Annotated in this window: 11 protein-coding genes; 4 read left to right on the top strand and 7 right to left on the bottom strand. The window is 72.1% G+C overall.

All coding sequences use genetic code 11. The annotated features are described in order from the left end of the window. The first annotated feature begins 79 nt into the window (after window positions 1-79). A complete protein-coding gene (locus ACSMXV_RS08015; RefSeq protein WP_473177008.1) occupies window positions 80-925 on the top strand; it encodes an SDR family oxidoreductase in 846 nt (281 codons plus the stop codon). A gap of 233 nt (window positions 926-1,158) precedes the next feature. Here the strand turns inward: ACSMXV_RS08015 and ACSMXV_RS08010 are convergent, their stop codons facing one another. Further along, window positions 1,159-2,868: a DUF885 domain-containing protein gene (locus ACSMXV_RS08010; protein WP_473177007.1), complete on the bottom strand. Its 1,710-nt coding sequence runs from the start codon at window positions 2,866-2,868 to the stop codon at window positions 1,159-1,161. An 81-nt stretch (window positions 2,869-2,949) separates the two neighbouring features. Beyond that, complete coding sequence (locus ACSMXV_RS08005) at window positions 2,950-3,429, bottom strand: Lrp/AsnC family transcriptional regulator (protein WP_181657857.1); 480 nt, start codon at window positions 3,427-3,429, stop codon at window positions 2,950-2,952. Window positions 3,430-3,489: 60 nt separating this feature from the next. Between ACSMXV_RS08005 and ACSMXV_RS08000 the strand changes: the two genes are divergently transcribed. Beyond that, window positions 3,490-4,677, top strand: coding sequence for a trans-sulfuration enzyme family protein (locus tag ACSMXV_RS08000; protein ID WP_473177006.1), 1,188 nt, complete (start codon window positions 3,490-3,492; stop codon window positions 4,675-4,677). A gap of 75 nt (window positions 4,678-4,752) precedes the next feature. Here the strand turns inward: ACSMXV_RS08000 and ACSMXV_RS07995 are convergent, their stop codons facing one another. The 3 genes from ACSMXV_RS07995 to ACSMXV_RS07985 form a co-directional block, all read right to left on the bottom strand. Beyond that, the gene (locus ACSMXV_RS07995; RefSeq protein ID WP_473177005.1) at window positions 4,753-6,219 is read right to left on the bottom strand and encodes a GNAT family N-acetyltransferase; all 1,467 of its coding nucleotides are present in this window, start codon (window positions 6,217-6,219) and stop codon (window positions 4,753-4,755) included. A 310-nt stretch (window positions 6,220-6,529) separates the two neighbouring features. After that, entirely contained in the window at window positions 6,530-8,110 is a 1,581-nt protein-coding gene (locus tag ACSMXV_RS07990; RefSeq protein ID WP_473177004.1) for an alkaline phosphatase D family protein, read from the bottom strand. Between the two features lie 219 nt (window positions 8,111-8,329). Next, complete coding sequence (locus tag ACSMXV_RS07985) at window positions 8,330-9,160, bottom strand: alpha/beta fold hydrolase (RefSeq protein WP_473177003.1); 831 nt, start codon at window positions 9,158-9,160, stop codon at window positions 8,330-8,332. A 208-nt stretch (window positions 9,161-9,368) separates the two neighbouring features. Between ACSMXV_RS07985 and sigJ the strand changes: the two genes are divergently transcribed. Continuing rightward, entirely contained in the window at window positions 9,369-10,253 is an 885-nt protein-coding gene (gene sigJ, locus ACSMXV_RS07980; RefSeq protein WP_473177002.1) for an RNA polymerase sigma factor SigJ, read from the top strand. 283 nt (window positions 10,254-10,536) lie between these two features. Then, window positions 10,537-11,298: a GntR family transcriptional regulator gene (locus ACSMXV_RS07975; protein WP_473177001.1), complete on the top strand. Its 762-nt coding sequence runs from the start codon at window positions 10,537-10,539 to the stop codon at window positions 11,296-11,298. Window positions 11,299-11,557: 259 nt separating this feature from the next. Here the strand turns inward: ACSMXV_RS07975 and ACSMXV_RS07970 are convergent, their stop codons facing one another. Together ACSMXV_RS07970 and ACSMXV_RS07965 are read right to left on the bottom strand one after the other, a co-directional pair. Then, window positions 11,558-12,715 (bottom strand): ROK family transcriptional regulator, encoded by a 1,158-nt coding sequence (locus ACSMXV_RS07970; RefSeq protein WP_473177000.1) that lies wholly within the window; start codon window positions 12,713-12,715, stop codon window positions 11,558-11,560. 161 nt (window positions 12,716-12,876) lie between these two features. Then, window positions 12,877-13,323: an excalibur calcium-binding domain-containing protein gene (locus ACSMXV_RS07965; RefSeq protein WP_473176999.1), complete on the bottom strand. Its 447-nt coding sequence runs from the start codon at window positions 13,321-13,323 to the stop codon at window positions 12,877-12,879. Window positions 13,324-13,346 lie beyond the last annotated feature (23 nt).

Genomic DNA, 13,346 nt, shown 5'->3' with positions numbered 1-13,346 from the left:
ACGTCGGCCGTCGCAGAACGATGGCGGCGGGCGAAAATCGCGTGCCCGACGGCGGTACCGGAGCGCATCATGATCTGTCATGCCCCGACTTCCGCACCCCACCGCCGCACAGCTGCGCCGTAACCCGCTTCCGTTGCGCGGGCGTACCGCGCTCGTCACCGGTGCGAGCCGCCGCGGCGGCATCGGTTACGCCGTGGCCCGCCGCCTCGTCGCGTACGGGGCGAGCGTGTATCTGCACCACCACGTGCCGCACGACGCAGCCCATCCCTGGGGCGCCGACTGGCCGGAGGACGTCGTCACCGGGGTGCGGGAGGCTCGGGCCGACCCCGGCGCACGGGTTCTCGACGGGCCTGGGGATCTGTCCGACCCCGCGGCCCCGGCCGAGCTCGTCCGTACCGCCACCGAGGCGCTGGGCGGCCGGCTCGACATCCTCGTCGCCAACCACGCGCTCAGCGGTGACGACGGCACCCTCGACACCATCGACGCCCGGATGCTGGACGCACACTGGGCGATCGACACGCGCTCCGTGATCCTGCTCGTCCAGGCCTTCGCCCGGCTGCGCGCCGAGCCACCGCCCCGTACGCCCGGCGGGCGGGTGGTGATGATGACCTCGGGACAGGACATCGCGGGCGGTATGCCGGGCGAGATCGCGTACGGGCTGCAGAAGGGCGCCCTGGCGTCCGTCACACGTTCCCTCGCGACGACGCTCGCCGAGCACGCGATCACCGTGAACACGGTCAACCCCGGCCCGGTGGACACGGATTACCTGTCAGGCGAGGCTTACGAGAGCGTCGCCGGCATGTTCCCGGCGGGCCGGTGGGGCATGCCCGACGACCCGGCCCGCCTCATCGCCTGGCTGGCGACGGACGAGGCCGAGTGGATCACGGGCCAGGTCATCAACTCGGAGGGAGGCTTCCGCCGTTGAGGCCGGTGCCGGTGCCGGTGCCGGTGCCGGTTCCTTGGCCGAGCCACACCGCGCTTCCCGCGCGGCACTGCGCCGCAGCTCGCGCGCGGACCTGCGCCGCGCTTCCCGCGCGGAACTCCACCGCGCCTCCCGCGCGTTCGACCCCGAGCGCGGCGCGTGGCCCCCTGCACCCGGCGGCGGCCGCCGCGTCCGCGTCCGCGGACCGCGTCGGCCGCCGCCGAAGAGCAACCGGCTCAGAGCTTCGACAGCTCGTCCACCAGGTCGTCGAGTCCCAGCGACCCCTGCGACAGCGCCGCCATGTGCCAGGCCTTCGCGTCGAAGGCGTCACCGTGCCGCTTCTGCGCGTTCTCGCGGCCGAGCAGCCACGCGCGTTCGCCGAGCTTGTAGCCGATGGCCTGGCCCGGGATGGACAGATAGCGGGTCAGCTCGCTCTCGACGAAGTCCGCAGGGCGGCTGCTGTGCGCCGCGAAGAACTCCTGTGCCAGCTCCGGAGTCCAGCGCTCGCCGGGGTGGAACGGCGAGTCCGCCGGAATCTCCAGCTCCAGGTGCATGCCGATGTCGACGATGACGCGCGCGGCACGCATCATCTGCGCGTCGAGGTAGCCGAGGCGCCGCTCCGCGTCGGTGAGGAAGCCGAGCTCGTCCATGAGCCGCTCGGCATACAGCGCCCAGCCCTCGCAGTTGGCGCTCACGCCGCCGACGCTCGCCTGGTAGCGGGACAGGTCCTCCCGGACGTGCGTCCACTGCGCCAGTTGCAGGTGGTGGCCGGGCACGCCCTCGTGGTACCAGGTCGACACCAGGTCGTAGACCGGGAAGCGCGTCTGCCCCATCGTCGGCAGCCAGGTGCACCCGGGGCGGGAGAAGTCCTCCGACGGGGGCGTGTAGTACGGAGCCGCGGCGCTCCCCGGCGGGGCGATACGGGACTCCACCCTCCGTACCCGCTCGGCCAGCTCGAAGTGCATGCCGTCCAGCGCCTCGATCGCCTCGTCCATGAGGCCCTGGAGCCAGCGCTGCACCTCGTCGACGCCCTCGATGTGCGTGCCGTGCTCGTCGAGATGGGCCAGCGCCACCCACGGCGTGGCCGCACCGGGAAGGATCTTCTCGGCCTCGGTCTTCATCTCGCCGAGAAGGCGGTGGTACTCGGACCAGCCGTACGCGTACGCCTCGTCCAGATCGAGGTCCGTGCCGTTGTAGTAGCGGGACCAGCGGGCGTACCGCTCGCGGCCCACCGTGTTCGGTGCGCCCTCGATCGTCGGCGCGTACACGTCGCGCATCCAGTCGCGCAGGGCGACGACGGACGCGGTGGCCTTGCCCGCGGCCTCGTCCAGCTCGGTCCGCAGCTCATCCGGCCCTGCGGAGGCGAAGTCCTCGAACCAGCCGCGACCGGAGCCGTCCGTGTCCGCCCACTCCGACAGCTGCTCGATGAAGGTCGCGGTCGGGCGCGGACCGGCGTACAACTTCCGTTCCAGACCGACCGCGAGCGAGTCACGGTAGCCCTCCAGGGCGGCCGGGACGCCCCTCAGCCGCTCCGCGATGGCGGCCCAGTCCTCCTCCGTCGCCGCGGGCGTCACGGTGAACACCGTACGCACCGAGTGCGCGGGCGAGGACAGATTGCTGACGGCACGCAGGCCTTCGTCGGCGTCGTGCACGGCCAGCTCGGCGGTGAGCCGCTCGCGCAGCAGCTTCCCGCAGCGGCGCTCGATGCCGCTGTCGGCGCCAGGACGGCGCTCTGCTTCGTCGAGCCGGGCGAGGGTGCGCCGGGCGAGCTCCGCGAGCGCCTCCTGGCCCGCGGGGGAGAAGTCGGGCAGCTTGCTGGAACTCTCCTTCACACCGAGATACGTACCGGTCACGGGGTCGAGGGCGATGAGCTCGTCGACGTAGGCGTCGGCGACTTCGCGGGGCAGCGGGCTCTGGCTCTGGCTCGGGCTCGTGGTCTCTGACATACGGCCATCCTTGTACGGGGAAGCGGGCCGCGTCACGGGGATTCAGGCCTCACGGCGTCCGGGGGTGACGATGGTTCGGGGTCACGCGGCTTCCGGCGGGAGCAGCGGGCCGCACTCCCACTGCTGGAAGATCAACCGCGTCTCGACCCGCGCGACTTCGCGGCGCGCCGTGAACTCGTCCAGCACCAGCCGCTGCAGGTCGGCCGCGTCGGCCACGGCGACATGGACGAGGTAGTCGTCCGGGCCCGTGAGATGGAAGACGGTGCGCGCCTCCGGCAGCGACCGGATCCGCTCCACGAACGGCCCTACGAGCTCCCGCCGGTGCGGGCGCACCTGGACCGAGAGCAGTGCCTCAAGCCCGCGCCCCAGTTTCGCCGGGTCCAGACGGAGGCGGTGGCCCAGGATCACCCCGGAGCGGCGCAGCCGCGCCACCCGGTCCAGGCATGTCGAGGGCGCGACGCCTACCTGCGCGGCGAGGTCGCGGTACGTGGTGCGTGCGTCGTTCTGCAGAAGCCGCAGAATGTGCAGGTCAACCGGATCAAGTACGACGGATTCGGGCATCCGCCGAACGTAGCACGGACTGCGGCGTCATCACTCCGGCCCTTGTTCACCCTGTCGCCCATGGACACCGACATCGACGACGACACCGTACGTAGGGCCCCGGCGACCGGGCCCAGGGCCTACCGAGCGCTGGCCACCGAAGCCGTCCACGCGGGCCGCGACGACCTCGCCGGGCTCGGCCTGCACGCGCCCCCGATCGATCTGTCCACCACCTACCCGTCGTACGACAGCCGTGGCGAGGCCGCCCGCATCGACGCGTTCGCCGCCGACGGCACCGAGCCGTCCGGTACGCCGGTCTACGGGCGTCTCGGCAATCCGACCGTGGCCCGCTTCGAGACGGCACTCGCACGGCTGGAGGGCACCGAGAGCGCGGTCGCCTTCGCCAGCGGCATGGCCGCCCTCACCGCGGTGCTGCTCGTACGCAACTCCGTCGGCCTTCGCCATGTGGTCGCCGTGCGCCCGCTGTACGGCTGCAGCGACCACCTGCTGTCGGCCGGGCTCCTGGGCTCGGAGGTCACCTGGACCGACCCGGCCGGAATCGCGGACGCCCTGCGGCCGGACACCGGGCTCGTACTCGTCGAGTCACCCGCGAACCCGACGCTGGCCGAGATCGATCTGCGTGCCGTCGCGCACGACTGCGGCTCCGTGCCGCTGCTCGCCGACAACACGTTCGCCACACCGGTGCTGCAGCGGCCTGCCGAGTCCGGGGCCCGGCTGGTGCTGCACAGCGCCACCAAGTATCTGGGCGGGCACGGGGACGTACTCGGCGGAGTGGTGGCCTGCGACGAGGAGTTCGGGCGCCGCCTGCGGCAGGTGCGGTTCGCCACCGGCGGCGTACTGCATCCGCTGGCCGGCTACCTGCTGCTGCGGGGGCTCGCGACCCTGCCGGTACGCGTGCGTGCGGCATCGGCGACAGCGTCAGAACTCGCGCGCAGGCTCGCCGCCGACCCGCGCGTCGCGCGTGTCCACTACCCCCGCCTTGGCGGTGCCATGGTCGCCTTCGAGGTACGGGACGACCCGCACGAGGTGATCGCCGGGGTACGGCTGATCACCCCAGCCGTCAGCCTGGGCAGCGTCGACACGCTCATCCAGCACCCCGCGTCCATCAGCCATCGGATCGTGGCTGGCGATGACCGCCGGTCGTGCGGAGTCAGCGACCGGCTGCTGCGCCTGTCGGTCGGCCTCGAGGACGTCGACGACCTGTGGCACGACCTGGATCATGCGCTGAACGGGGCCCGGGGCGCGTGAACGGCTGGGCGGGGCGGCCTCGTCCGGCCGCCCCGCCCAGTGGTCCAGCGGTCGCTCCTGGTCGCGCCGGTCCCGTCAGTCCTGCCGGTCCCGTGCGAACTGGCGGTCCTGACCGGCACCGCTTTGGTGGTCGTACGGCAGACGCGAACGCACCGGCGTCGCGTCGAGGCGGGCCGTGATCACCAGCGTGCCCTCCTCGATCTGGTAGTCGAGGGGCAGACCGAGGCCGCGCATGGCGGCGACCATCCCCGTGTTGGAGGCCTGCGTCACCGCGTACACGCTCTCGGCACCCGCCTCGACGGCCATCGTGACCAGACGGCCGAGGAGTTCACTGCCGATGCCGTGGCGCTGCCACTCGTCCTCGACGAGCAGCGCGACCTCCGTCTCGTCGCCGTCCCACAGGAGATGGCCGAGGGCGACGATGCGGCCGGTGTCGGTCTGGACGGCGAGGGTGCGGCCGAAGCGCGGGCTGAGCAGGTGGCCCAGGTAGCGGTCGGCGTCGGGGACAGGGCCGTGGTACCGCATGCTCAGGGTGCGCTTGGAGCACCGCTCGTGCATGTCCTTGGCGGCCTCCAGATCGGCGGTGTCCGCCCTGCGTACCGTTATGGCGCTGCCCTGCGGCAGCGTCAGCACGTCCTTGCTGCGCGGCACGCGCGGGCCCAGCCGGGTGTCCAGCTCGACGAGCGCACGGGCGCGCGCGAACTCGGTCGGCGTGAAGGGCAGATACGGCCGCTCCACCGTGATCACACCGCCTTCGGGCGCCCGCAGCCGCATCACCGTGTCCTCGAGAGCGCCCTCGACAGGAGCGTTGTTCTCGCCGCCGCGGTCGTCCGGGGCCGCGGGCAGTGAGCGGATCGTGCACCGGCCGAGCAACTGGCGCAGTGCCAGCGGCAGTTCGGCGCCGTCCAGTGCGGTGCGCGTGGCCAGGCTCAGGACGCGTGTCGGCGCGTCCACCAGGTCGTGGGCGTCCGCCCGTTCGATCCAGATGCCGGTGCCGCCCGCGTGGGAGATGGCGCGGGTGACCTCGCCCGCGGGCAGCTCGGCGGGGGCGCGCAGCAGGAACTCGTCGACGGTGCCCTCGGCCAGCGGATGCGTCTGCAGGCTCAGGATGTCGACCTGGTGGTGGGCGAGCGCGGTGCACAGCGCGGCCAGCGAACCGGGCTCGTCACGGACGGTGGTCCGCATCCGCCACAGCGTCGTCGCGTCGGCGGACGGTGCCGCGGCGGTGGACAGCCCCGTGGCGGCCGCCGCTCCGGCTGCTGACGGCCCGGCCTGCTCGGCGGCGACGAGCGGCGGGGCGCCGGTATCGCTCGTGGGCGGAGCGTGACCGTGGCGTCGTGACCACCATGTGTGGAACGCCGCCGTGGCGATCAGCGCCACGGCCGAGACCGCGAGCAGGGCGGGGCCGTCGGGCCCGTGCCCGACCAGGTTCGCCACGGCGTCGGCCACCGCGACGGCCGTGAACAGTGCCGCCAGTTCGACCACGTCCCGCCGCCAGTGGTGTACGGGACGACCGTGCTTGGCACGGGTTACGTCAGACATCTCTCGCTTCATGCATCCACTGTGAAGGAGAGGTGTTGCGTGATCACGAACGAATTGTGACTGACGGGTAAAGCGGTAACTGTCCTTTTTGCAGTAATTTCACGTTCAATCGCCAGTGCAGCAAAGGCCCAGGTCAGGACAGTGTGGGGCAGTGTGAGCCTCGTACTGTGAGGCTCGCGAATCTGGTCGGCGAGGGTGCCGGACCGTCAGCCGGACGGAACAGCGGCGGCGGGCGCCCCGAGGGGGACGTCCCGCCGCACGCGTCGGTTGGAACGCGCGAGTCTCCTCGGCGCGAACCGGTTACGACGGACTACTGACCCACACGACCCGGCTGCAGCACCTTGGTGAACAGCACCGAACCCCCCGTGGCCCGCAGCCGGACCGTCAACTCGCCGCTCTCACCGTCGATGTCGACCTCGCCGAAGTACTGCGGCGACTCCATCGGCGACACGTTCGCCTTCGTGGGCGCCTGCACGAAGACCCGGTCGGGCCCGAAGGTGTTGTCCAGCGCGTTCGCGGGGAAGCCGCCCGCCGCCAGCGGACCGGAGACGAACTCCCAGAACGGCTCGAAGTCCTGGAAGGCCGCACGCGACGGGTCGTAGTGCTGCGCCGACGTGTAGTGCACATCCGCCGTCAGCCACACCGTGCCCGTGATCCGGCGGTATTTGATGAACCGCAGCAGCTCGGCGATCTGCAGCTCACGGCCGAGCGGCGCGCCCGGGTCGCCCTGCGCGACGGCCTCGATGTCCGTCGCGCCGTCGGGCACGACCAGGCCGAGCGGCATGTCGGCGGCGATCACCTTCCACACCGCGCGCGAACGCGACAGCTCCTGCTTCAGCCAGGCCAGCTGCTCCGCGCCCAGGATGCCCGTGGTGTCGTCGGTCTGCCGGCCGGGCGAGTTGGCGTTGCGGTAGGTACGCATGTCCAGGACGAAGACGTCCAGCAGCGGACCGTGGTGGACGACCCGGTGGACCCGGCCGTCCTCGCCCGTCGAGGGCAGCGTGGAGATCGGGAAGTACTCGCTGAAGGCCTGGCGGGCGCGGGTGGCCAGCGTGTCGACGTCCTTCACCGTGTAGCGGCTGTCGGTGAGGATCTCGCCCGGGTACCAGTTGTTGACGACCTCGTGGTCGTCCCACTGGGCGATCGTCGGCACCTGCGCGTTGAACCGGCGCACGTTCTCGTCGAGGAGCGGGTAGCGGAAGTTGCCCCGGTACTCGGCGAGCGTCTCCGCGACCTTGGACTTCTCCTCGGTGGTGACGTTCCGCCAGGTGCGGCCGTCGGGCAGCGTCACCGTCGACGACAGCGGCCCGTCCGCGTAGATGGAGTCACCGCTGCACAGGAAGAAGTCCGGGTTGAGCTTGCGCATCTCCTCGTACGCGTAGAGGCCGCCGATGTCCGGGTTGATGCCCCAGCCCTGCCCCACGATGTCGCCCGACCACAGGAACCGCACTCCCTCGCGCCGCTTGGCGGGCGCGGTGCGGAAGGTGCCGAGGACCGGCTCACCGGTGCGGCGGTAGTCCTCGGGGTCGGCCAGCGTGACCCGGTAGTGGATCTGCTCGCCGGGCGGCAGGCCGCGAAGCGGGACCGTACCCGTGAAGTCCGTGTCCGGGCCGAGGAGAGGCCCCTGCCATCTGTGCGGATTACGGAAGGACTCGGTGGCGGCGGTCTCCACGATCATCCGCGCGGGCCGGTCGGAACGCACCCACACCAGGCCCGAGGATGTGGTCACATCGCCCGCCTGCACGCCCCATGCGGCACGCGGTCGGCCCGACAGCGCCTGGGCGGGGGCCGCGGCCGCCAGGGCGCCCGCGGTGGGCAGGGCCAGCGCGGCGGACGCCGCGAGGGAGCCGCGCAGTACGGAGCGCCGGCCGGGGGACGGGTTGTGGGACATGGATGGCCTCCAGTGACGGGTCGGACCAAGATGCGATGCCACAACTACTCGTGCGCCGCAGCGCACACACAAACCCCAAGTGAACAACTGGCCGCAGGCATAGGGGAACCGGACACGCGGGGATCGACGCGCGCCGGTCAAACACCGGACGGGCTGGAAAATCCAGCCCGTCCAGGGGCACTTCGCGGCTTAGCGAGGTGGGAGACGAGCCCGAAGGGCTCAGCGGCTCGTGTCGAGGACGATCCGGGCCACGAGCGCGGGGTCGTCGTTCATCGGGACGTGTCCGCACCCGGGCAGCCGCACCAGCCGCGCGCCGGGGATGACGCGCTTGGCGCGGACCCCCTGGCGGTGCAGCAGCAGGCGGTCCCGGGTACCCCAGGCGACGGTGACCGGGACTCCTGGAACGTCGTCCTTGAAGAGCACCTGCCGCCCCGCCGTGAGCGTCGGCGCGAACCCGGTCGCGTTGCGCAGCGCCAGGGTCTCGGCGACCACGGCCTCGGCCGAACGGCGGCCCGGGCGCGCGTAGATGGTGCTGGTCAGGGCGGCACGCCCGGCCGCCGTGCGCGAGAGCCGTTCGATCAGCGGCACCGGCAGCAGCCGTGCCCCCTGCCGCATCGCCAGCAGCGTGCTGAAGGCGTACCGGCGCTCGGCCTCCGTCCAGAACCCCGCGGGCGCCAGCGCCGTGACGGACCGTACGAGCTTCTCGCGGCCCAACTCGAGGGCCAGCAGCCCGCCCAGCGAATTGCCCGCGACATGCGGGCGCTCGATCTCCAGCGCCTCGCAGAGCGAGGCGAGTGCGGGCACCACCGTCGACAGGTCGTAGGCCAGCCCGTCGGGCAGCGCGGGGGACTCGCCGAATCCGGGCAGGTCGACCGCTATGACGTCGCGCTCGGTCGCCAGGATGTCGATCACCGGGTCCCACGCCTGGCGGTGGTGGCCGATGCCGTGCAGGAGGAGGAGTGGCTCACCCGCGCCCACGCGTGTGTAGGCGAGGGACACCGTTTGGGGGCCTTGGGGGGATTCGACCGGGAAGGAGACCGTTTCGGCCATATTGCTGACTCCTCGTCTGGGGACGCACCGGGATCTCGTGTGCCCAGGCGTCATCGGCCCGTTGGGGCCGCGTGAAGCGCCGACGCGTAGACAGCTTGTCAGCAAAGGCTACTGGCGGGTAGTCCTCGTTCCAGGATTTGTGGCGGGATGCCGCTGCAAGGAGAACGCGTTGCTGGACAGGACCGGACCCGTCCGCTGGGATGGGGGCGTGGCAACCGACACCGCGACCGATGCCTTCGTAGAACACCGGCCCGTGCTGATGGGAGTCGCCTACCGCATGCTCGGCCGCGTGGCCGACGCGGAGGACGTCGTCCAGGAGGCATGGCTGCGCTGGTCCTCCGACGATCGGACGGACGTGCGCGAGCCACGCAGTTATCTGGTGCGGATCACCACGCGCCTAGCTCTCGACCGGCTGCGCCAAGTCCGGTCCCGGCGCGAGACGTACGTGGGGCCCTGGCTGCCCGAGCCCCTGGTGACGGACTTCGGCCCGACCGTCGCGGACACCGCGGAACAGGCCGTGCTCGCCGACTCCGTGTCGTTCGCCGTCCTCGTCGTCCTGGAGTCGTTGTCACCTCTGGAGCGCGCGGTGTTCGTCCTGCGGGAGGCCTTCGGATTCCCGTTCGCCGAGATCGCCGCCACTCTCGACCGTAACGAGTCCGCGGTGCGGCAGCTGGCGGCCCGGGCGCGCAGGCACGTCGACGAACGCAGGCCGCGCTACGACGTGGACCCCGGCGAGCGGCGCGACCTCACCGAGCGGTTCCTCGCCGCGGCGGCGGGTGGCGACCTGGAGGGGCTGATGTCCCTGCTGGCACCCGGCGTACAGCTGGTGGGCGACAGCGGCGGCAAGTCCAAGGCGCCCCTGCGCGTCATCGAGTCGGCCGACAAGGTGGGCCGCTTCCTCGCCGCGGTGGGCCGCGAGGGGATCCCGGATCTGGAGATCCGCTTCCTGGAGATCAACGGCGGCCCGGCGGCGCTTGTCCTGTCGGGCGGCAAGCCCGACACGGTCTTCCAGCTGGAGGTGGCCGACGGGCGGATCCAGCGTGTCTACGTGGTGCGCAACCCGGACAAGCTCGTCCCCCTCGCCTCGCGCTGATCGTCTGCCTGCCTCGACTAGCGCCTGATCAGCGTGTCGTGGCGTGCCCATGCCCTTCGTGGCGTCGCCGTTCCGTGCTCCCGCAGACCCGCTCCACGCGCGCGTGCCGATCACGAACAGTCCGTGAACTCTCCCGTCGATCTGACTTGCATGCCTGATGCGGATCGAGGATTGGTCTTGACCAAGGGTGGGGCCCGGCTTATCGTCGCAGGCATAGTGCAAGGACCTTTAATAAACAAGGCGCTGAAACGCCGCCGGGGACACGGCGATTGCGGAGGACAGGGTGGGGACCACTCAGCTGGAAACGGTGCCGGAGCCGAAGTACTGGCACCTCAAGACCGTGCTCAGTGAGGCACTCGACGCCGAGTTCTCGGTGGGGGAGATCCTTCCGAACGAGCGCGATCTGGCCGCCCGGTTCGGGGTCGCCCGCGCCACGCTCCGGCAGGCACTCGAGCAGCTGGAGCTGGAGGGACGCCTGCAGCGCCGTCGCGGAGTCGGTACCACCGTCGCGCCGCCGCGCATGGGTGTGGCCGTGGGGGCCGCCGAGCACGTGTGGCCGGGCGCCGTCGGTGACGTCTGGCAGCCGGCGGACTGCACCCGGTCGGTTCCGCCCGCGGCCGTGGCCCGCATCCTGGAGACCGGGGCCGACGAGACGGTGCACACGGTGCGCCGTATGCGCGTGACGCACGGCCAGCCGGTCGCCGCCGAGCTGCTCTACATCCCCGCTTCGTCGGTGCCCGACCTCTCCGCGATCGCGGCGCCCTCCGGTCCGGCACGCGCGCGTGCCGTGCTGCGCGAGCTGCAGCGGCTCGCGCTCGAAAGCCAGGACAGTGCCGTCGAACTCGGCTCGGCCCGCGCGGACGACGCCAAGGCGCTCGACCGGCTGCCCGGCGCGCCGGTGCTCGTCGTCACGACCCGTTTCCTTGCCGAGGGCCGTACCGCCGCGGTGTCCGTGGCCACGTACCGCGCCGACACCTGCCGTCTCACCTTCGGTGACTCCGGCGGCGTCGAGATCCACCACGATCCGGAGCGCCGCGCCTCCTGACGGGGACCCCGGACGCGACGGGGCACGTGGCGCCCCGCTGCCGTGCCTCTTGCATTCCCGCGAGCCACGCGCCCGTGGACTCCGCGAGCCGGGCTCGTTGGAGTCCCGCACGCCGTGCTCCTTGGAGTCCCGTAAGGCGTACGGCACTTGTGGCCCCACAGGCCGACGGGGTCTCGCGTGGTAGGCGGCCCTGCACCGTCGGCAACGGGCTCTCGCGTAGTCGGCGGACCCTCATCGCCGCGCCGTGACCGGCGGCCCCTCACCGCCGCGCCGTGACCGTCCCCTCCACCGCGAACAGCTGTTCCTCGACATGGTCGAGGGCAAGCCGTAGTGCGCCCGTCGCCACGGCCGCCTCGCCGAGCATCGACAGAGCGACCCGCGGCGGCCGCAGGCAGTAACGGGACAGCTCGCGGCGCAGTGGCTCCAGCACGCCGTCCAGACCGGCTGCCCAGCCGCCGACCACGACGAGCTCGGGATCGAGCGCCAGCACGAGCGCCGCGACGTCGTGCACGAGTCGCTGGATGAAGCGGTCGACGGCCGCCAGGGCCCGCTCGTCTCCTCCGCGGGCCTGTGCGAAGACCTCGGCGACCGCCTGCTCGTCCAGCGGATGCAGCGGCTCGTCCGTCGTCGACAGGAGTGTCTCCGGGGTGGCCTCACGGCCCAGCAGGTGCAGTGCGCCGATCTCCCCGGCCGCCCCGCCGTACCCCCGGTGCAGCCGCCCGCCGATCAGTGAGCCGGCGCCGGGACTCAGCCCCGCCATCACGAACACCATGTCGTCGGACTCGGTCGCCGCGCCCTTCCAGTGCTCCGCGACGGCGGCTGCGTTGGCGTCGTTCTCCACGAGCACCGGGCATTTGAAGGAGCGCCGGAGCCGCTCGCCCAGCTGCAGTCCCGTCCATTCGGGAAGGGCCGTACCCAGGCGTATGGTGCCGTCGGCTTCCACGATGCCGGGTGTGCCCACGCCGACGGCCCGCAGGGAACTGCGTGCGACGCCGGCCTTACGCAGCAGGTCGGCGACCGCGGTACGCAACCGCTCCAGCCGCTCGTCGGCCGGCGCGGTCTCGTCGACGTCCTTCGACGCCGTGCCGAGCATCCGGCCCTCCAGATCGGCCAGGACGGCGGCCACGCGGTGCGGCCCGATCTCCAGGCCGAGCAGATGACCGGCCTCCGCCCGGAACCGGAACCGCCGGGCGGGCCGCCCCTGCTTCCTGGTCGCCCCCTCGTCGGCGGCCGTCTCGACCACGAGGCCGGCCTCGACGAGCCCCTCGACGACGCCCTCGACGGTCGGCCGGGACAGCCCGGTCACCCTGGTGATCTCGGTGAGCGTGGCAGGATCCGCGGCGCGCAGCGCATGCAGCACCACGGCGGAATTGATACGCCGCAGCAGAGAGGGATCCCCGCCGGTCAGCAGCCCCAACGTCCGTCCTTCCAGCTCGTGCGCGTGTGGGGCGGATGGTACCCGCCGCTGTGGAACAGTGGTGAGACAGGGCCGCCTGGTCGGCGGCCGGGCCGTACCGGTGGGGCTGAAGGGACCCGTGGGACTCCCCGTGGCTCCCTCGCCCCTGGTCGACCCGGCTGTCAGATGTCGCAGCCGACGCCGTCCCCGTCACGGTCGAGGTGGCTGCCGTAGCCGGGCTCGCCGCGGTGCACCGGGGCGGCCCCGGCGGCGCGGGCTTCGCTGCAGTTGCCGTAGTACACCGACTCGTCGCCCGCACTGCTGCCGCCGGAGCCGTCGGCGGGCTGGGCGGTGACCGTCGCCTTCACGGTCCTGGTGGCATGGACGGTCACCGTGGCGGCCGGCTCCGGCTCGGCGGTCTCCGTGGCGGTCGCGGTGGTCGTGACGGTGGCGGTGGGCTGCGGCTGGTCGGCTGCCGTCTGCGCGTCGCCGCCGGTGTCGCCGCCTCCTGTGGCGCCGAGGCCGATGAAGAACGCGATCGCGAGGGCCGGAAGCACGAAGCGCTTACGGGCCCATTTCGGCGCGACGCGCGGTGGGATGCCGGATTGTGGCGTGTACGGGTTGGTCATGCCGTCCCCCTGGGATGGTGCGA

The sequence above is a fragment of the Streptomyces sp. DSM 42067 genome (assembly GCF_055792885.1).
Note: the sequence above shows the minus strand (reverse complement) of the source record. Positions and strands in the feature narration are given on the sequence as shown.

Bases quoted from the DNA above. Each gene is read 5' to 3' on its own strand.
- ACSMXV_RS07995 (WP_473177005.1), bottom strand. From the start codon at position 6,219: ATGTCTGACGTAACCCGTGCCAAGCACGGTCGTCCCGTACACCACTGG.
- ACSMXV_RS07965 (WP_473176999.1), bottom strand. From the start codon at position 13,323: ATGACCAACCCGTACACGCCACAATCCGGCATCCCACCGCGCGTCGCG.
- ACSMXV_RS07985 (WP_473177003.1), bottom strand. From the start codon at position 9,160: ATGGCCGAAACGGTCTCCTTCCCGGTCGAATCCCCCCAAGGCCCCCAA.
- ACSMXV_RS08005 (WP_181657857.1), bottom strand. From the start codon at position 3,429: ATGCCCGAATCCGTCGTACTTGATCCGGTTGACCTGCACATTCTGCGG.
- ACSMXV_RS08015 (WP_473177008.1), top strand. From the start codon at position 80: ATGCCCCGACTTCCGCACCCCACCGCCGCACAGCTGCGCCGTAACCCG.
- ACSMXV_RS08010 (WP_473177007.1), bottom strand. From the start codon at position 2,868: ATGTCAGAGACCACGAGCCCGAGCCAGAGCCAGAGCCCGCTGCCCCGC.
- ACSMXV_RS07990 (WP_473177004.1), bottom strand. From the start codon at position 8,110: ATGTCCCACAACCCGTCCCCCGGCCGGCGCTCCGTACTGCGCGGCTCC.
- ACSMXV_RS08000 (WP_473177006.1), top strand. From the start codon at position 3,490: ATGGACACCGACATCGACGACGACACCGTACGTAGGGCCCCGGCGACC.